Raw genomic sequence first — 21,609 nt, 5'->3', positions numbered from 1 at the left:
CACACATCAACGGAGCAGATGATGAACGATGAGATTTCGATCAAACAGTTATTAAAGGTCATGGTAGAAAAAGATGCATCTGATCTATATTTGATGGCTGGAGCACCTCCAGGCTATCGCATTAACGGCGTTATTCTGCGCTTGGGAGAAACCGCTATCAATCCGGCCATTATTGAAAAACTGGCCAACAGCCTGATGAGCGAAAAACAAAAAGCTGAATTTGCTGTTGAAATGGAAATGAATCTCTCTGTCGCCGTACCTTCTCTGGGGCGATTCCGCGTCAATGTCTATCGCCAGCGTGGTTCAGTCGGCATGGTCATTCGTCAAATCACGACAGAAATACCCTCGCTTGATGAACTACATTTACCAGATATTTTTAAAGACATCGCCATGAGTAAACGCGGGCTTGTACTAATGGTCGGCGCGACCGGTTCAGGTAAATCGACGTCACTGGCGGCGCTGGTAGACTGGCGCAATGCCAATCAGGCTGGCCACATCATTACCATTGAAGATCCTGTTGAGTTTATGCACACCCATAAGAAGTGTTTTGTTTCTCAGCGTGAAGTCGGCTCTGATACAGCATCCTTTCGCGCTGCGCTGAAAAACACCCTCCGACAAGCTCCCGATGTTATTCTGCTCGGTGAAATTCGCGAAAGAGAAACCATGGAACATGCCATCTCATTTGCCGAAACGGGTCACTTGGCGATGGCTACGCTACATGCCAATAACGCCAATCAGGCTCTTGATCGCATCATTAATTTCTTCCCAGAAGAACAGCATCAACAGGTATATATGAATCTAGCTTTGAATCTGCGCGCCATTTTATCACAACGTCTGGTCAAGACAGTCGATGGCAAACGCGCTGCCGCCATCGAAATCATGATCAACACCCCCCGCTTATCCGACCTGATTCTTAAAGGCGATGTCAGCGCCATCAAAGAAACCATGGAAGAGAGTGCCCAATATGGCATGCGTACATTTGATCAAGCCCTTTTTGAGCTTTGGAAAGATGGTAAAATCACAGAAGTGGAAGCGCTTAGAAATGCCGATTCAGCCAATAATCTGCGTTTGAAAATGAAAATGGCTAATTTGGATTCAACGTCGAACACCCCCAAAACAGATAGCATTAAAGGTGAAGATAGTGATGGTCTGGAGTTATCCATTTAGCGAACCTATCAATACACCATATCATCGATTTTACTTCCCCCTGCTGATCCACCTGTCTAGTCTTATCCACCATTATGCCATTTCTCGACAAAATGCTTGCTTACAATCACTCATGGGCTGACCAGGTCATACGGGACACTCCTGATTTCTTCAAAAGCATCTCACAAACCCAGAGCCCGGAAACCCTGTGGATAGGCTGTTCAGATGCGCGTGTCGGTCCAGACAAACTGGCAGGGTTGCCAATAGGTTCTGTATTTGTGCATCGCAATGTTGCAAATATCTTTGCCACCAATGATTTAAACTCGTTGGCAGTGCTCGAATATGCCATTGATGAACTCAAAATACCCAACATCATCGTATGCGGCCATTATGACTGTGGTGGTATTCATGCGGCACTCGAACACAGCGGCGTACAGCCAGTAGATCTCTGGCTGGATCAGGTACGTTTTGTTTACAATAGACATGCTTCGGAATTAAAAAAACTCCCTCCTAAGGAACGTTCTGACCGTTTGGCTGAACTCAATGTAGAAGCACAGGTACACAATATTTGCCGCAACACCATTGTGCGTGAAGCGTGGAAACGGGGACAGCATGTGAGTGTGATCGGTCTCATTTTCGATATTCACGATGGTCATCTCAAACAACTAGGGCTTGAGTTTCGCAGCCAGAAAGAGTGGGAAGCCTGTTATGGTGAATCATTTTCCGACTAATCAAGACAAATACTTAAAGATCCCACCGATACACTTACGGCCTAGACGTTGACCCCATAATATTAATCGCGCGAGCATCCAGATCATGCTCTACACAGCGTATTTCAACATGAATAACGCGATCAGAAAGCAGCCTATCTGCTCGCTCTGCCCACTCAATCAAACAGATCCATGGTGGTTGAAAATAATCGCGTACGCCGAGCATTTCAATTTCATCCGCATCCTCGAGCCTATACCAGTCCATATGTGCCAATTTACAAATGGCGCCATCATACTCCTGAATAATAGCAAAGGTTGGACTGGGAAGAGCCTCATCCTGAACGCCCAAAGAGCGCATCAGGGCACGACAAAAAACACTTTTTCCGACCCCAAGTTCACCGGACAAAGCCACCACATCACCCGCTTGAAGTGATGCAGCAAAATCATTGGCGATACCTATCGTGTCTGTTTCGTTACGGGATAAAAAGTTCAAGCTAATTCAGTGAGCGACCAATGCTTTGATCACATCGTGTTTACAAATCATACCAACTACCACATCGCCAGATTCATCCAACACCGGTAAATGATTAATACGATGATCACTCATGATACTGGATACTTCGTTCAAATCCGCGCTATCCTTTACAGATACCACATCATCTTCCACCAAATCACCTACCGTCATGGCCTGCATTTGCTTAAGTTCTTGCTCAAATTTCGCAGCCCCCATGGGGATAACCATATCAAACAATGCAATCGCAGTCGGCAGATGCAGGTTTCGCTGCTGATCGACCAAATTACTTTCGGTGATCACTCCCAACAGACGCTTGTCATCATCCACCACCAACATGCCTGTGATATCTTCATCAGCAAATCGTTTAGCGACCGCTTCCACTGATAGATCCATATGACAATGCGGCGGAGAAGCATTCATAATATCACGCGCAAAAACCTTGGAATATGCCATAACAGTCCTCCTGTGAATCAAAGCGGCAGCATTAACAACCGACTATCATCCATTATACAGTAAAATCACACAGCGTAAATCCATCACTATGTTTACTCAGAGCAATCACATTAAAACTCACCGCAGAATACGCAAAATTCACCCCAGGGTGCCTTCTCTTGTGCAAGCGTTGTCACCTTCTGCGTCCTTTGCGGTGGAAAATGCTGACTAATTTGGTAATCAGGCCTTAATGTAAATTTCTGAACCTGTACTCACAAACGCATCAGACTGCTCAGCCATACCAGCATCAATCGCTTCACGTGTTTCCAAACCATGTTCTTTGGCATATCTACGCACATCATGTGTAATTTTCATAGAACAGAATTTCGGCCCACACATGGAGCAGAAATGCGCTACTTTGGCTGAATCCTTCGGCAGCGTTTCATCATGATATAAACGTGCAGTATCAGGGTCGAGAGCCAGATTAAACTGATCATCCCAACGGAATTCAAAACGAGCTTTCGATAAGGCATCATCACGCAGCTGTGAACCGGGATGTCCTTTGGCCAAATCAGCAGCATGGGCAGAAATTTTATAGGTAATCACACCCGTTTTCACATCATCACGGTTTGGCAAACCAAGATGCTCTTTGGGTGTTACATAACATAACATAGCACAGCCATACCAACCAATCTGGGCAGCTCCAATACCGGATGTAATGTGATCATAACCCGGTGCAATGTCAGTGGTCAGCGGGCCCAATGTATAAAAAGGCGCTTCATCACAACATTCCAGCTGCAGATCCATATTCTCTTTGATCATCTGCATGGGCACATGACCAGGACCTTCAATCATCGTCTGCACATCATGCTTCCAGGCGATTTTGGTCAATTCACCCAGTGTTCTCAACTCACCCAGCTGCGCCTCATCATTGGCATCAGCGACCGAGCCCGGACGCAAACCATCACCGAGTGAGAAAGAGACATCATAGGCTTTCATGATTTCACAAATTTCTTCAAAATGGGTATAGAGAAAGTTCTCTTTGTGATGCGAGAGGCACCATTTGGCCATAATTGAACCACCACGAGAGACAATGCCAGCCAGACGCGTTGCAGTCATCGGCACATAGCGCAGCAGCACTCCGGCATGAATGGTAAAATAATCCACCCCCTGCTCTGCCTGCTCAATCAAGGTATCGCGGAACACTTCCCATGTCAGATCTTCAGCAACCCCGTTTACTTTTTCCAGGGCCTGATAGATCGGCACGGTACCAATCGGAACAGCGGCATTACGGATAATCCATTCACGTGTTTCATGGATATTCTTACCTGTAGAGAGATCCATAATGGTGTCCGAACCCCAACGGGTTGCCCAGGTCATCTTATCCACCTCTTCTTCAATCGATGAAGAGAGCGCTGAGTTACCGATATTACCATTAATTTTCACCAGGAAATTACGCCCGATGATCATCGGCTCAAGTTCAGGATGATTAATATTGGCGGGAATAATGGCCCGCCCACGTGCTACTTCATCACGTACAAATTCAGCTGTAATCACACGCGGAATACTGGCTCCGAAAGATTGACCCGGATGCTGTTTGGTAATTTCACGCAAATGTTCACGCTTCTGATTCTCACGAATCGCCACATATTCCATTTCAGGTGTAACAATGCCCTGACGCGCGTAATGCATCTGGCTCACATTTTTGCCGGACTTGGCTTTGCGTGGCTGTTTCACATGTTCAAAACGCAGATGATCCAGACTTTCATCATCACGCCGTTCGTTACCATAAGCGGAAGATAGACCTGTTAATGGAGCTGTATCCTGACGCTCTTCAATCCAGGCTGCACGCACATCAGGCAAACCTTTCTGCAAATCGAGATCGACATCCGGATCGGTATAAGGCCCTGAAGTGTCATACACCAAAACAGGAGCATTCTCTTCGACACCATCATTCATCTGCGTCGGAGAGAGTGTGATTTCACGCATTGGTACCTGAATATCGGGACGGGATCCCTCAACGTACACCTTGCGCGAGTTCGGAAATGACTGCTGCGCATCGTAGCTGTGTTGGTCTATATTCGGGTTGTTAGCATGTATCGGCATTGTTCCTCCAGAGGTAGCGCTCCTAAGAGCGGGCGGCAACTATAACCAAGTCATACAGTAGGGCATAGCACCGCTATTACCCCTTCAACGATTATGCTTAAGCAGACTTATGCTGAGCCTTCAATTATCCCGTTCTGCTCTGTGACCCGGTTTGGCCAGAATTTCCACATATATTGTCTCAAACTGCTGTTTTTCGGCCTCATCAATAGCTTTTCCAATATCCGCCACTTCAATCACTTCAGCCAGTTCAGCACTGGGTCCGAACTTGCAATCAAAGTCCCAATAGTCCACACCTTCAGATAAATCTTTTTTACGCTCTCTTTTCAAATATTTTTTCACATCGCACCGTACTGCGTCCACCAGCCTTGCGACCTTTTTTTTCGGGTGACTTAATTGGAACGTTTTTTTCATAGCATCCTCGCTTAATTATTGAGCAAGACATATTGGGATATACCAAGGTGGTCATTCAAGCTTATCAATAATCCGCGCAGTATGGCCTGATCACATCCATCTAGCGACCACAATTATACAGAAGCCAATGTGACTGATCAGCCCCCCCCTCTCAGCAACGCACATGTGATAAAACATGATGCATTCAACAATATTTACCACTCCATGCATCAATAGCATCACATTTCAAAAAAGCGATTACGTTTGGCGTTGTTCACCTACTGTAATTTGGATGAGAAAAAGATTATTCTATGCTGAACGCGGACACTTCGGGAGGCTGATTTGCATGAACTGCATCTGAAACACGATCTGGATTTTATGGACCTGTATCATAGCAAAGGCTTGAACCGTATTGATGCGCTGTTTATCGAGCTGCTTAAGACTCAACATTCAGATCTTGCGAATCGTTTCTTTGCCGCCCGATCCAATCCTTCTTCTCTTGATAAGAAAAGTGAATCTGCCCTGTTGATTGAACTGGCTCCACAGCTTGAGACCTTTATCGCAGCACTGTTTAATATTGATAGCGACATCAAACAAATGGCTGAGAAACAACGACAATTGTCTCCACTATATCAGTGCAAAAAACAGTTCGTACAGCGCCTGAACAAACAGACCGATGACGATATCATTGATGATAAGCAAGCAGCCCAGATTGCCGATGAACTCAGCGCCATGTTTGCCGAGACATTTACTGAGCTGGCTTTTGCCACGCATGTCATGGGCTGGCTGCCGGATAAAGACAACAATACAAAAGCACTGAATAAAGCAGCTGCATATGCCCGCTGGGCTGTTCAAAGCTCAACAGGACAAAAAGAACATCGCGATGGAGTGTTATTTAAGCCGGCAAAATCAGTGAACCCTCTAGACTTGGTTCCCGTTCAACATTCAGAAATCAATGCGACGGATACCATGCAAGGGCTAGATGAAACACTGCGTTTACGTGAAGGATTTAAACTCACCGATCACGGAGCGGATCTGAACAAAGCCCTTGATCAGTCTAATTATTGTATCTGGTGTCACAAGCAGGGCCGGGACTCCTGTTCCACAGGTCTGAAAGACAAAAAAAGCGATCAATTTAAAAATAGTCCTTTTGATGTGCCTTTGGCCGGATGTCCTTTACAGGAAAAAATTTCTGAGATGAATCTGCTCGCATCAAACGGACAAAGTCTGGGGGCACTGGCTATGGCATGTGTCGATAACCCCATCGTAGCTGCCACCGGTCACCGTATATGCAATGACTGTATCAAATCCTGCATCTATCAAAAACAGGAGCCGGTGAATATTCCTCATATTGAATCACGTATGCTCAAAGAGGTATTGAATCTGCCTTGGGGCTTTGAAATCTATAGCCTGTTAACGCGCTGGAATCCGTTGAATTTGAGGCGCCCCCTGCCAAAAGCGGCATCCGGTTATAAAGTGCTTATTGCCGGTCTTGGTCCTGCCGGTTTCACCTTGGCCCATCATTTGATGAATGAAGGCCATGGAATTGTTGCCGTTGACGGCCTGAAAATTGAGCCCTTACCTGTTGAAATAGCAGGTAGCAGAAAAGCAGAACAACGCATCAACTTTAAACCCATACGAAACATCTCCGACCTCAATGAATCACTGGATGACCGCATCATGGCTGGTTTTGGTGGCGTTACAGAATACGGCATCACCGTACGCTGGGATAAGAATTATCTCAAAATCATTCGGCTTTTGCTGGAGCGCCGCGATCAGTTTGCCATGTACGGCGGCGTACGCCTCGGCAGCACAATCACGTTTGATGAAGCCTTTGATATGGGCTTTGATCATATCGCCTTATGTCTGGGTGCCGGTGCACCGACGGTCATCTCTATTCCCAATGGCATGGCACGCGGCGTGCGTCAGGCATCTGATTTTCTGATGGCGCTGCAGCTAACAGGTGCAGCCAAGGCCAGTTCGATTGCCAATCTGCAAATCAGGCTACCCATTGTTGTAATCGGCGGCGGGCTAACTGCCATTGATACCGCAACTGAGGCTCTGGCCTACTACCCTGTACAGGTAGAGAAATTTCTTAGCCGCTACGAAACGCTGGTATCAGAGTCCTCTGAAAAACATGTACGTGCAGCTTGGGGAGAAGAAGAACGCATCATTGCCGATGAATATCTGGAGCATGCTCGTGCCATCCGCTCCGAGCATCAAAAAGCATCGGCTGAAGCACGTGAACCGGATATACTGAAACTGCTCAATAGCTGGGGTGGTTCAACCATTGCCTATCGCAGGCGCTTGATTGATGCACCAAGTTATATCCTGAATCACGAAGAGATTAACAAAGCCATGCAGGAAGGCATCCGTTTCTGCGAACTGCTCTCTCCAACGTCAATTGATATCGATCAATACGGCCATAGCAAAGCGATCATATTACAGCGTACCCACCTCAATGAAGATGGCAAACTGGAAACGTCAAATGAATCTGTATGTCTGCCAGCGCGATCCATCCTCGTGGCTGCAGGTACCAAACCGAACACTGTCCTGGCGCAGGAATATCCCGATCAATTTAATATGGACGGCAAATATTTTCAGGCCGTCGATCATAATGGGCAACCCGTAACACCAGAGCGCAGTGCAAAGCCTGAACAAGCTCAGATGTTCACCCATATCCGGCAGGATAATCGCGCCATCAGCTTCTTCGGTGATCTGCACCCCTCTTTCGCCGGCAATGTGGTCAAAGCCATGGCCAGTGCAACGCAGGGTTATACAAGTATCAATCGCATGTTGAAAAAAAGAGCTCCTACCCCTGCCTTGGCAAGCGAGATCATGGAACTATTAAACCATGAACTGCAGGCACACGTGCATGCAGTGCATCGCATGACCCCGAACATTGTGGAAGTGATTGTGCGCGCACCAAGGGCCGCACGGAACTTTCAACCCGGCCAGTTCTATCGTCTGCAAAATTATGAGGTCAACGCCAGGCGCGTAGATGGCACTGTGCTGGCCATGGAAGGCGTGGCGCTTACCGGTGCAGAAGTGGATGTGGAGGAAGGACTGATTTCGCTGATCCTGCTGGAGATGGGAGGCTCATCTGACCTGTGTGCCCATCTTGAACCGGGTGAACCGGTTGTGCTGATGGGACCAACAGGCTGCCCCAGTGAAATTACAAGCAATGAAAATGTGCTCTTAATCGGAGGTGGTCTTGGCAATGCAGTGCTCTTCTCGATTGGCAGTGCGTTTAAAAAGTCTGGCTCCAAGGTACTCTACTTTGCCGGTTACAAACATCTGATTGACCGCTTTAAAGTGCCGGAAATTGAAGCGGCATCTGATCAGATTGTCTGGGTTTGTGATGAATTTCCCGGCTTTGAACCGGGTAGAGAACAGGATATAACATTTACCGGCAATATGCTGGAAGCGCTGGAGGCTTACGGCAAAGGTGAATTGGGAGAAACGGAGATGCCATTGGATAGCATTGATCGCATCATTGTTATTGGCTCAGCAGGACTGATGCGTGTAATTTCCGATGCTCGCCATGGTCTGCTCAAGCCCTATCTAAAACCGGATCATATCGGCATTGGGTCGATCAACTCACCGATGCAGTGTATGATGAAAAAGATCTGTGGCCAATGCCTGCAACCGCACAAAGACGCCAAAACGGGTAAAGAGAATGGTGTAGTGTTCTCCTGCTTTAATCAGGATCAGTTGCTTGACGAGGTGGATTTCCAAGCCTTAATGCAACGTCTTGGGCAACAATCCGTACAGGAAAAACTGACCAGACAATGGATTGACCGCTCTCTGCGTCAGCTTGGTTTGCGCCAGTAACGTATCTTGTCAGAGCAATCGCATTAAAGCAGATAAAACCGTTCACCGCGGAGGCGCAGAGGACGCAGAGTAAAAGCAAAGCGGATGCAATCCTCATATATTACTCTCTGGTTAGCATTTTGTTCATTATTATACCGGGTTTCTCTGCGCACTCTGCGTCCTAAAGGTGAATGTGTTTACACAAGAGAAACTCCCCTGGGGGACTGCGGTAAATGCTTTTAAATTTTAATGCGCTTGCCTTTGGGATCCATCAAACCTATGGCCGTGCAAGGTCAATGATTTTATGGATATCGTACTCTTTTGAACCACCAGCCTGCTCAACCAGACCGGCCATGCACTCATCCAGTGTCGGCCGACGGGTTTGATAGAGCAAGCCTACCGGTTCTTTATCCTTAAATTTATAGATCAGACGCATGGCCTTGCGCAAATCACTCGTATCGTGTGAGGCCGGAATCTCTTTAATGATACTCTTGAAATAATCAGCAGTATCCATCTTATTGAAGGTCGGGCACTGACTAAGCAGATGGATATACGCCATGCCCTGGTGCTCTAAACCACCTTTGATCAGTTCAGCACTCATGATGGCATTACCGGCATAAGCCTGTGCAACATAACTAGCCCCGTAAGTAAGCATATATAACAGCGGGCGCATTGGTTCCTCAATACCACCATAGGGCGTGGTATAACTTTTCATCTCACGTCTGGATGTGGGGGAAAACTGCCCCTTGGTCAGACCATAGATATGATTATCCATCAGCACATAAGTCAGGTTTACATTGCTGCGCCCCAAATGCGGCATGTGCCCACCACCAATAGAGAACCCATCGCCATCACCGCCGGTTACCAGTACCTTCAAATCAGGGCGCGCCAGTTGCAAACCCGTCGCGATAGGCCCCGCCCGCCCATGCAGGGTATGCATTTTATAAGCTTTAAGAAAATAAGGCATGCGAGAAGAACAACCAATGCCTGATACATTGACCAGGTTGGCGGGATCAATCTGTAATGCGGCCAGGGCACGATAGATAGCCGAAAGTGCGCCATAATTGCCACAGCCCGCGCACCAGACCGGCGGGATGCCTGATTTATAATCTTTAGGCTTCATCCGTTCACGCATAATAAACCCTCATAACAGCTCCCTGACTCTGCTTGCGATCATGTCAGGGGAGAACGGCAATCCTCCGCATAAGGTATAAGAGACGGGATGCAGAGAAGTTTCTGCTCTGATCAGATGGGCCAACTGCCCCTGCTGATTCACTTCAGCAACGAGAATCTGGCCGCAACCCTCAGCAAACGCTTCGTATTGCTCAACCTGCATCGGCCAGATCAATTTAGGGTACAAACCCTTCACGCTGATGCCTTCAGTTCTAAGGCGTGCAATGGCCTCGCGCACCACACCGATCGTGCTACCCCAGGCAATTACACCAATATCTGCCTCCGTATCTGCATCACCATCAGCATCCACTTCTGCCGCTTTATAAAGTAAAGGTAACGATTTCAGTTTATCAAAACGTTTGGCAGACATCGCCTGATGATTATCCGGTGTAAATGCAGCCCGGCCATCCTGTTTGTGTTCCAATCCCGTCGCGATATGCATCGCACAGGGCGTCCCGGGATCAGCCATTGGAGAGATACAATCTCCGGTCATCTCATAGCGTTGATATTCACCCTCACCCGTCCAGCGTTTTCGTTCGACCACTTCAATCGCATCAAGATCAGGTACAGCGACAGTCTGAGTCGAAAAAGCTAACGAACTGTCTGAGAGCAAAATCACAGGACTCTGATAGGTCTGAGCAAGATTGAGAGCATCCACGGTGATATGAATACAATCCGCCACATTCTCAACCGACAGCACAATACGTATTGCATCACCGTGACTGCCATACACAGCAGCCAGCAGATCGGACTGCTCATGTTTGGTCGGAAGCCCCGTAGATGGGCCTCCACGTTGTACATCCACCACCACTGCCGGTGTCTCACTCATGAAGGCAAAACCCAACATCTCGCTCATCAGTGACAGGCCGGGGCCACTGGTGGCAGTCATGGCCTTTTTTCCTCCGAATGAGGCTCCAACCACCTGCGAAATCGATGCAATTTCATCTTCAGCCTGAATCATTGTCCCACCTCTCTTCGGCAGATGCAGGGCAAGATATTTGGCAACCTCAGTGGCTGGGGTGATGGGATAAGCCGAATAGAAATCCAGCCCTGCAATCAGTGCACCCAGACCAATCGCCTCATTTCCCGACAGCATAATAACATCCGTCGCTTTTCCAGCTGCGGGTAATTGTAAATCCTGCCTCAGTTCAAAGGCAGCTGCATACCCATAGCCTTGATCAAAAGCCTCGAGATTAGCCTGCACAACCTTCTCACCCTTGTTTCCAAACCTATCGACCAGCAGCTCTTTCAAATGGTTAGCCGCAATATTAAACAGCCGGGACAATGCTCCGAGCGCCACCATATTTTTGGCTTTTTTGAAACCGAGCTGCCTGGATAGCTGTGTCATTGGAATGGGGAAGGCGCTCACTCCTTCTGGAACATCCGGAGAAAAGGTATCGTCATAGACAAAAGCAGTGCCGGGCGACAAATGAACTTTATTGATCTCATAGGCTTCACTATTCAGCGCACAGAATATATCGAAGCCATCACCCTGATTATGCAATGCTTCACTGCCGCTACGCACCTGATACATCGCATATCCACCACGCACCTCAGCAGGAAATGTTTTGAATGTGAATATTCCAAAGCCTGCACGCGCACAGGCTGCGGCAATAAGGTCTCCGCAGGAGATAACACCCTCTCCTCCGTCTCCGGCAATGCGAAAAATCAGGTCATGCTTTGACATATCGTCTATCGCTCTCCCTCTACCAAGTTCGAAGCTATGATAACACTACGTCAAATATAATTCGTTTGCAGCAAAAAACGTAATCGATCCTCTCTTCTATACCCTGAACAGTTCCTATTATTTCGTAGATTTGACGCATTGCCTCTCTATAAGGAAAAATTATCAAAGTGGCACTGAATTTGCTGCCTATTCCCACTACTCGCTGGCATAAAAAAGTACATGTTTAAACATAACACTTTCACACCATCTGACGCTGCAAAGAATACCCTGGAGGCCAACATGTCCCTGTTGAATAAACTGTTTTCCGGCCATGCAGATGCACCACAAAGTAAACCCTCTCAAATACACCACACTCCCTGCCATGAACGGCCTGTTGAAGATACCGGTTTGACAATTGCAGCATTACTGAACCTAAATGCCTGCGCAGCCGCAAAGATGAGTTACGATCTCAATCATCCCCCCTGCCTGGATACCGAAGTGCTTGGCAGACTTCGCCACCATGTCAATACCATTCCCCCGATGCCTGAAACGTGGCATAGGATTCAACGTGCACTGCAGCAACCGGATGCATCAGCCCATGATCTGGGTATTATTATTGCCGATGATCCCATCCTTACAGCGAAAGTGCTGCAGACATGCAATTCAGCGGCCTATACTACTTCAACCAGTGCCAGCATTAGCAACATACCTCTAGCCGTCACCCGCTTGGGACTGGATGAAACCAGTCATATCATTTTTCACACGCTGGCCCCCCAACTGGCTGATGCCAGTGCTGAGAAGAAGTTACAGTCCCATCACATCTGGATGCACAGCCAGGCTATGTCCATGTTAATGCGATCACTTGCCGAACCTTGTAGTAAAATCTCTCACAATGAAGCCAGCCTGATCGGTATGTTACACGACATTGGGAAGCTGGTTATTTTACATATCGAGAAGCAGAGCGTTCTCAATGAACTCATGGCAAGTATAATAAAGGGTTTACCTGCGCTTGAGGCCGAATATCAACATCTCGGCTACACCCACATTGATGCAGGCATGATGCTGGCACTACGCTGGAAATTACCCAATCAGATACAACATTTTATCGCCCACCACCATCATGCATCCCATCTGCCCTTAGATGATATACCGGATAACCTTCAGCACCCTATGATGATGCTCAATTTAGCCCATATGATTTTACAACACTGTCTGGCTAATCATGATGATACCATTTCAAATCACAGAGGCATATGGCAACAGGATCAGCTTAGCTTTATCGGAAGGCCAGATCTATTTATAAAAAATGAACTTGAATTGCCTCTGGAGAGCACCTCCCTGCTAACGCAGTTAGAGCATCAAGTGAAACGTATCCAATTAAACTTTCCAGATATTTACGCTCTATCATCAGAATAGTGACACTTTTGACAGCACCGATGTCAACATCAGCCATACGATTTGGATAGAAGTCCAGAACATCTTCATTACCAGCAGAGAGTTCACCATGCTCCGAAAGCCCAAACTACTTTTTAACGCGCTTGCCTACCTTGCTCACTACTTCGATTCCTGTTTATCCGACAGGGTACTAAAATCATATGAATGCAGGCAAACAATAATCCAGATAATCTATTTTTTGATCAGATCACGCGCGTGCAAGCTCTGACCACGCAGCTCTTTTGACGCATCTGATAGCAGGTAAAGATATGCAGGCACAACGCTACCCGGAGCGGGCACCTCTTTAGGGTGCATACCACCATAAGTACGTTTGAATAAGGCGGTGCGCACCTTACCCGGGTTCAATGTATTGAAACGATACGGTTTATCCTCATGTTCACTTTGCCACATGGCGGCGGCATAGGCCAAAGCCCGCTTCGCCATACCGTAGGCATGCCAGTTGGTCTGATCTTCGTCAACCATATCGCAGCTGGTGAAAATAACAGAGGCGGATTCGGCTCTCTTTAACAATGGCAACATCATCTGAGTGAGCATGTTCGGAGCCGTCAGGTTGATATCAAGCGACTCCCTGAAAGCTTCAGTTTTGATATATTGCATCGGAGTACAGCGATCAATCGATGCTGCACAATGCACCAGACCATCAAGATGCGGAATCTGATCTTTCAAACTCAGGAACAATTTACCATAGCTTTCGAAATCGGTCAGATCAAAGGGAACACAGAGGCAGCGACCACCAAGCTCTTCAATACGTTCAAGTGTTTCCTGCAAACCATCTTCATTGCGGCCAGTAGCGATAACAGATGCTCCGGCGGCCCCAAGGGCTGCGGCAACATGGGAACCAATGCCATCAGATGCACCTGTCACCATAATAATACGATCTTTAAATGCTTTAGACATATTGTCCCTCCGACCTGCGGCATCTTAGGGACAGTTCATATAAAATCCAACCCTGGCTCTGCGGCTGTTTTTGTTTCATTGCATGCCTGTCAATCCGGCGTTTATTTTACAATGGCCATTAAATTGTAAGCTTCCGCACGATACTTCGACTGCTAGCTCATGATAAAACATACCCTACTCAAACTATGCATTGGAATTTTCCTTCTACTACCGACTCAAGCGCTTGCCGCTGAGCCTGACTGGTCAACTTACACACAACTGTTACAGGCGCATGTTGGCCCGGGCAACAAACAGAACATCGCATTAAATCTTGTCGATTATCAAAACATGGCCCGTGATCCACGCTGGCCAAAGGTGTTAAATCAGCTGGCAACATTTGATGTGACATTGCTCGTCTCAGACAAAGAAAAACTCGCCTTCTGGATCAATGCCTACAATATTCTGGCAATCCAAGTCGTGCTCGATCATTGGCCGCTGGATTCGATTCGTGATGCCGGCGGACTATTCTCACCCGTGTGGAAAAAACCCGCTGCCATAGTGGCAGGAAAGATGCGTACTCTGTATCAAATTGAACATCAGATTTTGCGTCCCATGGGAGAGCCACGCATTCACTTTGCCATTGTCTGCGCTTCTGTGAGCTGTCCCGATCTGAAAAACTCAGCCTACACGGCCGCTGACTTAAACAATCAACTTGATCAACAAGCACAAGCATTTATCAATCATCCCGACAAGGGTGTTCGCGTACAAGGCAACAGCATACATACATCAAAAATATTTGACTGGTTTGAAGGTGACTTCAAAACGCGCGGTGGTGTGATTTCTTTTATACGAACATACCGTGAAGATATTGCGTCTGATTCAAAAGCTGGCTCATATCTGGATTACAACTGGGCACTAAATGGACAATCATCAGTGAAAACTCTCTAACAAACAAAAAAGTGTGGGTTTTCAGCAGTGTACGATGATAAGAGAGCGCCCTATACTCCCGCACCATGACTGAATTCGCTTTAATTTTGCTTTCCGCGGTGCTGGTGAACAACTATGTATTGACTAAATTCCTTGGAATTTGTCCATTTTTAGGTACTTCCAGCAAAGTGGAAACCGCTATTGGCATGTCCTTCGCCGTCATGTTTGTGATGACTTTGGCCTCAACTGCATCGTGGCTGGTGCAACAATATGTACTGATTCCGCTGGATTTACAGTATCTACAAACTATTTTCTTTATCCTTATTATTGCATCGCTGGTGCAGCTCATTGAAATGATGATTCATAAAACCAGCCCGGTTCTATATCAGGCATTAGGCATATTCTTACCGTTGATCACCACCAACTGTGCCGTGCTCGGTGTAGCGATTCTCAATGTACAACAGAAACAGACCTTTTTAACCTCAGCACTCTACGGTGGCGGTGCAGCCATTGGTTTTGCCTTGGTACTGATTCTGTTTGCCGGTATTCGTGAACGTATTGATGTCTCTCCTGTACCGACTGCATTTAAGGGCTCACCGTTAGCCTTGATCACTGCGGGTATGATGAGTCTGGCATTTATGGGCTTCTCCGGCCTAGTCAAAGTTTAACAACCGATGCTAATGGAATCCATGAACGGCCTGATTTACGCCCTGGCCAGCCTCGGCGCTTTTGCATTTTGTGCAGGTATTGTGCTGGCTATTGCGCAAAAAATATTTCATATTGAAGGCGACCCGATGATCGACAATGTCGATGCCCTGCTGCCACAAACCCAGTGTGGTCAGTGCGGATATCCGGGCTGTAAACCGTATGCTACGGCTGTAGCCAGTGGAGAGGCAGAAGTGAACCACTGCGTGCCAGGTGGTGAGCGCACCATGCTGCAGATTGCCGATCTGATGGGTGTAGAACCCAAGGAACTGGAACAAGAAGCCAGCGCACCAATGCTCGCATTTGTGCGTGAAGATGAATGCATCGGTTGCACGCTATGCATCAAAGCCTGCCCTGTAGATGCCATTATCGGTGCACCCAAACAATACCATACTATTATCGCGGATCACTGCACTGGCTGCACACTTTGTGTGGAACCGTGCCCGGTAGATTGCATCGATATGCTGGTAAAACCTGAACTCATTGAACATTGGGCCTGGCCATTGCCAGACACCAAACGTTCGCAACTGGGTCACGAAAGGCGGGAACAACATGCCGGCCATGCTTAGAACACTAGCCCAGAAATTAGGACTGATGGCACACACATTTCCCGGTGGCATTCATCCGGACATGCATAAGTTGTCGGCAGCCGCCCCTATTGAAGATGCCGGCATTTCGCCTGTGCTTATTTTACCCATGAAACAGCATATTGGCGTGCCCTGCACATCTATGGTGAAGATTGGTGACAAGGTGTTGCGTGGTCAAAAGATAGCCAAATCAGAAGGCTATCTCTCTGTGCCGGTGCACGCCTCGACCTCTGGTCGTATTGTCAAAATTGAAGAACACGCCATTGCCCATCCATCCGGCATGGGTATGCCATCCATTTTTATTGAAGCAGATGGTGATGACAGGCGCGATGAATCGCTTGAGCCGATCACAGACTGGCGCAATGTTGATCCGACGATCTTACGTGAACGCGCCCGCATGTGTGGACTGGCTGGATTGGGCGGCGCGGTCTTTCCCACCTTTATCAAGCTCGTGCAGGACAGGCGCTTCCCCATTGAAACAGTGATCCTTAACGGCATCGAATGCGAACCCTATCTGACCACTGATCATCGTCTGATGGTAGAACAGGCCTCAGAGATTCTTGATGGTATGGCAATCATCATGCACATGGTCGGCAGTAGCGCCGGCATTATTGCCATTGAAGATAATAAAACCGATGCGGCCGAAGCGATGCAGGAAGCCCTGACCAATAAAGATGGCATGGATGGTGTGCACATAGAGGTGCTACCAACACGCTACCCGCAAGGCAGCGAAAAACAGTTGATCTACACCCTTACTGGACGTGAAGTACCGGCTGGAAAACTACCCATGCATATTGGCGTATTGTGCCAGAATGTAGGCACCACCAAAGCCTTACGTGATGCGGTGATACTGGGTCAAACGCTAACAGAGCGTATTGTTACCATTAGTGGTGATGCGCTACCCAGACCAGCAAACCTGAATGCCCGGATCGGCACCCCCATCCGTTCGCTATTTGCACGTCAGGGGCTGGAAGATTTCAGTAATATTCAGGTAGTGCATGGTGGCCCGATGATGGGCGAACGCCTGCGCCACCCGGATATTCCTGTGGTCAAATCCACCAGTGGTATTCTGGCTTTAAGCCAGCAAGCCATCAATGCCGCCCACACGGTTGAAAATCCATGCATTCGCTGTGGCCACTGCAGTGAAGCATGCCCGGCCTCACTGGTACCCAATCTACTGGCTGATTTATGCCGCAGTGATCAACTTGAAAAAGCTGAAGATTATCAACTGTTTGATTGTATCGAATGCGGAGCCTGCTCGTATGTCTGCCCATCAAACATTCCGCTGGTGCACTATTTCCGTTATGGCAAAGGGCAGATTTCGCTGGCGCGGCGTGAACAGGTCTTTGCAGAAGCATCGCGGCAGCGTTCCGAAGGTCGCGATACGCGCATCGAACGGGAAAATGCCGAAAAAGCAGCCCGCCGTTCACGCGTACGCAAAACCCATGCACCAAAACCGGCCGCTGAACCAACGACCGAAGCAGTCGCCTCCACAGATACTGCTTCCACTACACGCCCGGATACCAAACCAATCCCCGAGGAGAAGAGCTAATGTCTCTGATTATGCTCAGTTCCCCACACGCCCATGGTGGCGATTCCATTCGCATGATGATGTTCACCGTTGTGCTGGCACTGTTGCCTGCTGCTGCCGTCAGTATCTATCTGTTCGGCTGGCTGGCCTTCCTGTTAATCGTTAGCTGCATGCTCAGTGCGCTGCTGACTGAAGCCGTTTGTCTGAAAATGATGAAACGTCCACTCTCTACACTGCTGGATAATTCGGCCGCCCTGACCGGTCTGTTTCTGGCACTCACCTTACCTGCCACTACACCATGGTGGATGGCTGTGTTGGGCAGTGTATTTGCCATTGTACTCGGTAAACAGGTTTATGGTGGACTGGGCCACAATATCTTTAATCCGGCACTTTCTGCACGCGTGATTCTGCTGATCTCTTTCCCCTTAAGCATGACCACCTGGATCATGCCGATGTCATCTGCAGACCCCACCCTGAATCTATTTGACTTCTCTACCTGTGCGACAATCTTTTTCCATGGTACCAATGCATTGCTGAGCAGCAGCCACCTCTCGCTTGATGCTATCACCATGGCCTCGCCATTAGGGCACATTAAAACCGAAGCCACACTCGGTGTACCTATCGCTGATGCCCTGAAAGCCTATGATTACAGCTATCTCGACGCCTTCCTTGGTTTTGAAGCTGGCAGTATTGGTGAGACCAGTGCCCTGGCACTGTTCATTGGTGGTATCTTTCTGTTGGCACGCCACTCCATCACCTGGCATATCCCGTTTGCATATATCGGCACGGTGCTATTGCTGGCTGCAATCTTTAATCAGGTCGCTCCTGATCAGTTTGCCACGCCGATGTTCCATCTGTTTGCCGGTGGTCTGATCCTGTGTGCCTTTTTCATGGCTACCGACCCGGTTTCATCTCCGGTCACCCCTGTCGGACAAATTGTATTCGGTGTCGGATGTGGTGTGATAACGTGGAGCATTCGTAGTTTCGGTGGTTATCCGGAAGGGGCCATGTTCTCTGTTTTATTGATGAACTGCGCGGTTCCATTGATTGACCACTATTTCCGGCCTCGCGTCTATGGCCATCATGTGGATGATCAGGACATGGGTAAAAGCTGATGAAAATCGACAGAGACCAGATCCGTATGGTTATCGCCCTGTTTGTGGTGGCAGTGATTGCTGCTGCAGTTACCGGGCTCACCAATATGTTCACCCGTGAACCTATCGCCAACGCACAAAAAGCAGCACTACACAACGCTCTACAGCAGGTACTGCCTCTGCATGCTAACGATCCTCAAACGGAAAAAGTTACCGTCAACGATACCACCATCTATCCAGCCAAAAAGGCGAATGGTCAACTCACTGGTTTGGCTTGGGAAGTGACCGCACCGGATGGTTATTCTGGCTCTATTCGCATTCTGGTCGGTTTGCGCCCTGATGCTTCGGTGCAAGCCATTCGCATTATCTATCACCGTGAAACACCCGGACTTGGTGACGGTATCGTCAAAAACAACCACTGGCTAGATAGCTTTACCGGTCATGGACTCGACAGCAGAATATGGAAAGTAAAAAAGGACGGTGGTGATTTCGATCAATTTACCGGCGCTACCATTACGCCAAGAGCAGTAGTAAAAGCTGTTAAAGGTGCTTTGGAGTTTTTCCACGTACATCATGACCTTATTCTTGAGCGTGTGATGCTTGCGCAAATACCGGCCAACAACACCACAAAAGGAGGCTTGCATTGAATAAATCAGAGATCTTTGCCGATGGCTTTTGGCATAATAATACTGTGTTCGCCCAACTGCTCGGCATGTGCCCCCTGCTTGGTGTTACAACATCAGCTGAGAACGGTTTCTGGATGGGTGCAGCTACGGTTATTGTGCTGATCGGATCCAATCTAGTGGTCTCTCTGGTTCGTGGCATCATCCCCAAAAACGTACGCATCCCGGCATACATCACCATTATTGCGGCTTTAGTAACCGTAGTTGAAATGGCCATGAATGCATGGATGCATGAGATGTACCTGGTACTCGGCCTATTTATTCCATTGATTGTAGTGAACTGCGCCATCCTTGGCCGTGCTGAAGCCTTTGCCAGTAAAAATTCAGTCATTGATTCCCTGGTAGATGCGCTTGCCATCGGTACCGGTTTCACCTTCGCGCTATTGCTACTTGGTGGCGTGCGCGAGTTACTGGGTCAGGGTGAACTGTTTGGCTTTTCAGTCTTTGGCGCATCTTATCCTGATGTATTGATGTTCATTCTGCCGCCGGGCGCTTTTATTGCTCTGGGGTTCATTCTGGCTGGCGTGAATATATTCAATGCACGCATGCAGCAGCGATCAGATGAACGTGCCCATGCAGCCAATATTGCACTGGCAGCACTGGCCGCCGATATTGCTGCCGTGGAGGTAAGCTCATGAGTGGATTTATATTCTGGTCAGTGATTGCAATATTGTTTGTGCTGCTCTGGTGGGCTGGTTTTTATGCTACCAAAGACATGCGCGTGCAAAAAAATGCTTTGCGCGAAGAGCAGGCCAAACGCAATTTGGAACTGTATGCCCAACAACAAGCCGAAACTGCCGAATCTTCTGTTGCATCCACTCCAGCAACAGAAGAAACAGCGAAAGATCACATTCCCCCTGCTAAGGATATTCATTAATGCCCTGTTTATTGATACACACCAACATCAAAGTAGCGGATAAAGCTGCTTTCCTACGTCGCGCTTCAGCAGCAGTGGCAAATGCACTAGGTAAACCTGAGTCCTATGTCATGGTTGAACTCTCCGATAACAAAGCCATGGTATTTGCCGGGTCTGATGCACCATTGGCATTTTTAGAACTTAAAAGCCTAGGCCTGAGCACTGCACAAACACCTGATCTATCTGCAACATTATGCAATATGATTGAAGCAGAAACAGGAATCGATAGCGCTCGTATTTATATTGAGTTTGCAGCACCGGAGCGCGCTATGTTTGGTTTCAATGGTGGTACATTTTAATGGCTGTTCAGAAAATTCTCATTCACCCGGATGATCGCCTGCGTGAGATCGCCAAACCTGTGTCGTTCCCTCTCTCTGACGAGGTTAAAACCATTATCGAAGACATGGCCGACACCATGTACGACGCACCGGGCGTTGGCCTGGCGGCTCCGCAAATTGGTGTGTCCTTACAAATTGCTGTCACCGACACACTCTGGCGCAGTGATGAAGTGCGTCACGATGCCGATCAAGACGGTGGGCGCCGTGAGCTAAAGGTATGGATCAACCCTGAATTCACATGGTATAGCGATGAGTCAGCCACCTGGGAAGAGGGCTGCCTCTCGATTCCTGAAACCTATGCCGATGTAACACGCCCTTCCGCAGTACGTCTGCGCTGGTTTGATATGGATGGCCAGGAACACGAACAAGATTTTGAAGACTTTCAAGCCGTTGCCCTGCAACACGAATTCGATCACCTGATCGGAAAACTGTTCATCGATCACATCTCCCCTCTCAAACGCAGAATGATCACCAAAAAAATGAAAAAACTATTTAAAGAATAAACAGCTCTTATGTTGAGGCAACACCACCCGTCTAATCAATACAT

At 48.0% G+C, this 21,609-nt stretch carries 21 protein-coding genes; 14 read left to right on the top strand and 7 right to left on the bottom strand.

Translation table 11 applies throughout. The features are described from left to right. Positions 1-21 precede the first annotated feature (21 nt). Both D8Y20_RS09560 and D8Y20_RS09555 read left to right on the top strand, forming a co-directional pair. Positions 22-1,167 carry a PilT/PilU family type 4a pilus ATPase gene (locus tag D8Y20_RS09560; protein ID WP_121543131.1) on the top strand — a complete coding sequence of 382 codons (1,146 nt, stop codon included), beginning with the start codon at positions 22-24 and terminating at the stop codon, positions 1,165-1,167. A gap of 74 nt (positions 1,168-1,241) precedes the next feature. Further along, a complete protein-coding gene (locus tag D8Y20_RS09555) occupies positions 1,242-1,877 on the top strand; it encodes a carbonic anhydrase (RefSeq protein ID WP_121543129.1) in 636 nt (211 codons plus the stop codon). Between the two features lie 34 nt (positions 1,878-1,911). On the opposite strand, the gene tsaE is transcribed toward D8Y20_RS09555, so the two are convergent. The 4 genes from tsaE to D8Y20_RS09535 all read right to left on the bottom strand — a co-directional run bounded on the left by tsaE (position 1,912) and on the right by D8Y20_RS09535 (position 5,319). Continuing rightward, positions 1,912-2,349, bottom strand: coding sequence for a tRNA (adenosine(37)-N6)-threonylcarbamoyltransferase complex ATPase subunit type 1 TsaE (gene tsaE / locus D8Y20_RS09550; protein ID WP_121543127.1), 438 nt, complete (start codon positions 2,347-2,349; stop codon positions 1,912-1,914). Between the two features lie 6 nt (positions 2,350-2,355). Then, positions 2,356-2,823, bottom strand: a complete 468-nt coding sequence (locus tag D8Y20_RS09545; protein WP_121543125.1) for a CBS domain-containing protein — start codon at positions 2,821-2,823, stop codon at positions 2,356-2,358. Positions 2,824-3,042: 219 nt separating this feature from the next. Beyond that, a complete protein-coding gene (thiC, locus tag D8Y20_RS09540) occupies positions 3,043-4,908 on the bottom strand; it encodes a phosphomethylpyrimidine synthase ThiC (RefSeq protein ID WP_121543123.1) in 1,866 nt (621 codons plus the stop codon). Positions 4,909-5,028: 120 nt separating this feature from the next. Further along, positions 5,029-5,319, bottom strand: coding sequence for a DUF6172 family protein (locus D8Y20_RS09535; protein WP_121543121.1), 291 nt, complete (start codon positions 5,317-5,319; stop codon positions 5,029-5,031). A 321-nt stretch (positions 5,320-5,640) separates the two neighbouring features. Here D8Y20_RS09535 and D8Y20_RS09530 point away from each other — a divergent pair, with 321 nt between their 5' ends. Next, a complete protein-coding gene (locus tag D8Y20_RS09530; protein ID WP_201265604.1) occupies positions 5,641-9,132 on the top strand; it encodes an FAD-dependent oxidoreductase in 3,492 nt (1,163 codons plus the stop codon). Positions 9,133-9,388: 256 nt separating this feature from the next. Here the strand turns inward: D8Y20_RS09530 and D8Y20_RS09525 are convergent, their stop codons facing one another. Both D8Y20_RS09525 and D8Y20_RS09520 read right to left on the bottom strand, forming a co-directional pair. Further along, positions 9,389-10,246 (bottom strand): thiamine pyrophosphate-dependent enzyme, encoded by an 858-nt coding sequence (locus D8Y20_RS09525; protein ID WP_121543119.1) that lies wholly within the window; start codon positions 10,244-10,246, stop codon positions 9,389-9,391. A 9-nt stretch (positions 10,247-10,255) separates the two neighbouring features. Further along, positions 10,256-11,971, bottom strand: coding sequence for a 2-oxoacid:acceptor oxidoreductase subunit alpha (locus D8Y20_RS09520; protein ID WP_121543117.1), 1,716 nt, complete (start codon positions 11,969-11,971; stop codon positions 10,256-10,258). A 279-nt stretch (positions 11,972-12,250) separates the two neighbouring features. Between D8Y20_RS09520 and D8Y20_RS09515 the strand changes: the two genes are divergently transcribed. Further along, positions 12,251-13,366 (top strand): HDOD domain-containing protein, encoded by a 1,116-nt coding sequence (locus D8Y20_RS09515; protein WP_161957615.1) that lies wholly within the window; start codon positions 12,251-12,253, stop codon positions 13,364-13,366. Positions 13,367-13,576: 210 nt separating this feature from the next. On the opposite strand, the gene D8Y20_RS09510 is transcribed toward D8Y20_RS09515, so the two are convergent. After that, positions 13,577-14,302, bottom strand: a complete 726-nt coding sequence (locus tag D8Y20_RS09510) for an SDR family NAD(P)-dependent oxidoreductase (RefSeq protein WP_121543113.1) — start codon at positions 14,300-14,302, stop codon at positions 13,577-13,579. A gap of 159 nt (positions 14,303-14,461) precedes the next feature. Here D8Y20_RS09510 and D8Y20_RS09505 point away from each other — a divergent pair, with 159 nt between their 5' ends. From D8Y20_RS09505 to def, 10 genes are all read left to right on the top strand, one after another. Next, entirely contained in the window at positions 14,462-15,229 is a 768-nt protein-coding gene (locus D8Y20_RS09505; protein WP_121543111.1) for a DUF547 domain-containing protein, read from the top strand. Between the two features lie 65 nt (positions 15,230-15,294). Next, complete coding sequence (rsxA, locus tag D8Y20_RS09500) at positions 15,295-15,876, top strand: electron transport complex subunit RsxA (protein WP_121543109.1); 582 nt, start codon at positions 15,295-15,297, stop codon at positions 15,874-15,876. 21 nt (positions 15,877-15,897) lie between these two features. Further along, a complete protein-coding gene (gene rsxB / locus D8Y20_RS09495) occupies positions 15,898-16,482 on the top strand; it encodes an electron transport complex subunit RsxB (RefSeq protein ID WP_121543152.1) in 585 nt (194 codons plus the stop codon). After that, complete coding sequence (gene rsxC, locus D8Y20_RS09490) at positions 16,466-18,052, top strand: electron transport complex subunit RsxC (protein ID WP_121543107.1); 1,587 nt, start codon at positions 16,466-16,468, stop codon at positions 18,050-18,052. The genes rsxB and rsxC overlap by 17 nt, the downstream gene beginning before the upstream one ends. Continuing rightward, positions 18,052-19,146, top strand: a complete 1,095-nt coding sequence (locus D8Y20_RS09485; RefSeq protein ID WP_121543105.1) for an RnfABCDGE type electron transport complex subunit D — start codon at positions 18,052-18,054, stop codon at positions 19,144-19,146. The genes rsxC and D8Y20_RS09485 overlap by 1 nt, the downstream gene beginning before the upstream one ends. Next, positions 19,146-19,772 carry an RnfABCDGE type electron transport complex subunit G gene (locus D8Y20_RS09480; protein WP_121543103.1) on the top strand — a complete coding sequence of 209 codons (627 nt, stop codon included), beginning with the start codon at positions 19,146-19,148 and terminating at the stop codon, positions 19,770-19,772. The genes D8Y20_RS09485 and D8Y20_RS09480 overlap by 1 nt, the downstream gene beginning before the upstream one ends. Then, the gene (rsxE, locus tag D8Y20_RS09475) at positions 19,769-20,446 is read left to right on the top strand and encodes an electron transport complex subunit RsxE (RefSeq protein ID WP_121543101.1); all 678 of its coding nucleotides are present in this window, start codon (positions 19,769-19,771) and stop codon (positions 20,444-20,446) included. The genes D8Y20_RS09480 and rsxE overlap by 4 nt, the downstream gene beginning before the upstream one ends. Beyond that, positions 20,443-20,685, top strand: coding sequence for a hypothetical protein (locus D8Y20_RS13730; protein ID WP_121543099.1), 243 nt, complete (start codon positions 20,443-20,445; stop codon positions 20,683-20,685). The genes rsxE and D8Y20_RS13730 overlap by 4 nt, the downstream gene beginning before the upstream one ends. Continuing rightward, a complete protein-coding gene (locus D8Y20_RS09465) occupies positions 20,685-21,023 on the top strand; it encodes a phenylpyruvate tautomerase MIF-related protein (protein WP_121543097.1) in 339 nt (112 codons plus the stop codon). The genes D8Y20_RS13730 and D8Y20_RS09465 overlap by 1 nt, the downstream gene beginning before the upstream one ends. Next, a complete protein-coding gene (def, locus tag D8Y20_RS09460; RefSeq protein ID WP_121543095.1) occupies positions 21,023-21,565 on the top strand; it encodes a peptide deformylase in 543 nt (180 codons plus the stop codon). The genes D8Y20_RS09465 and def overlap by 1 nt, the downstream gene beginning before the upstream one ends. The last annotated feature ends 44 nt before the right edge of the window (positions 21,566-21,609 follow it).

Source organism: Mariprofundus sp. EBB-1 (assembly GCF_003665155.1).
Lineage (GTDB): Bacteria > Pseudomonadota > Zetaproteobacteria > Mariprofundales > Mariprofundaceae > Mariprofundus.
This window is presented reverse-complemented; position numbering and strand designations above follow the sequence as displayed.

Bases quoted from the DNA above. Each gene is read 5' to 3' on its own strand.
- D8Y20_RS09560 (WP_121543131.1), top strand. From the start codon at position 22: ATGAACGATGAGATTTCGATCAAACAGTTATTAAAGGTCATGGTAGAA.
- D8Y20_RS09555 (WP_121543129.1), top strand. From the start codon at position 1,242: ATGCCATTTCTCGACAAAATGCTTGCTTACAATCACTCATGGGCTGAC.
- D8Y20_RS09545 (WP_121543125.1), bottom strand. From the start codon at position 2,823: ATGGCATATTCCAAGGTTTTTGCGCGTGATATTATGAATGCTTCTCCG.
- thiC (WP_121543123.1), bottom strand. From the start codon at position 4,908: ATGCCGATACATGCTAACAACCCGAATATAGACCAACACAGCTACGAT.
- D8Y20_RS09535 (WP_121543121.1), bottom strand. From the start codon at position 5,319: ATGAAAAAAACGTTCCAATTAAGTCACCCGAAAAAAAAGGTCGCAAGG.
- D8Y20_RS09525 (WP_121543119.1), bottom strand. From the start codon at position 10,246: ATGCGTGAACGGATGAAGCCTAAAGATTATAAATCAGGCATCCCGCCG.
- D8Y20_RS09520 (WP_121543117.1), bottom strand. From the start codon at position 11,971: ATGTCAAAGCATGACCTGATTTTTCGCATTGCCGGAGACGGAGGAGAG.
- D8Y20_RS09515 (WP_161957615.1), top strand. From the start codon at position 12,251: ATGTCCCTGTTGAATAAACTGTTTTCCGGCCATGCAGATGCACCACAA.
- D8Y20_RS09510 (WP_121543113.1), bottom strand. From the start codon at position 14,302: ATGTCTAAAGCATTTAAAGATCGTATTATTATGGTGACAGGTGCATCT.
- D8Y20_RS09505 (WP_121543111.1), top strand. From the start codon at position 14,462: ATGATAAAACATACCCTACTCAAACTATGCATTGGAATTTTCCTTCTA.
- rsxA (WP_121543109.1), top strand. From the start codon at position 15,295: ATGACTGAATTCGCTTTAATTTTGCTTTCCGCGGTGCTGGTGAACAAC.
- rsxB (WP_121543152.1), top strand. From the start codon at position 15,898: ATGAACGGCCTGATTTACGCCCTGGCCAGCCTCGGCGCTTTTGCATTT.
- rsxC (WP_121543107.1), top strand. From the start codon at position 16,466: ATGCCGGCCATGCTTAGAACACTAGCCCAGAAATTAGGACTGATGGCA.
- D8Y20_RS09485 (WP_121543105.1), top strand. From the start codon at position 18,052: ATGTCTCTGATTATGCTCAGTTCCCCACACGCCCATGGTGGCGATTCC.
- D8Y20_RS09480 (WP_121543103.1), top strand. From the start codon at position 19,146: ATGAAAATCGACAGAGACCAGATCCGTATGGTTATCGCCCTGTTTGTG.
- D8Y20_RS13730 (WP_121543099.1), top strand. From the start codon at position 20,443: ATGAGTGGATTTATATTCTGGTCAGTGATTGCAATATTGTTTGTGCTG.
- D8Y20_RS09465 (WP_121543097.1), top strand. From the start codon at position 20,685: ATGCCCTGTTTATTGATACACACCAACATCAAAGTAGCGGATAAAGCT.
- def (WP_121543095.1), top strand. From the start codon at position 21,023: ATGGCTGTTCAGAAAATTCTCATTCACCCGGATGATCGCCTGCGTGAG.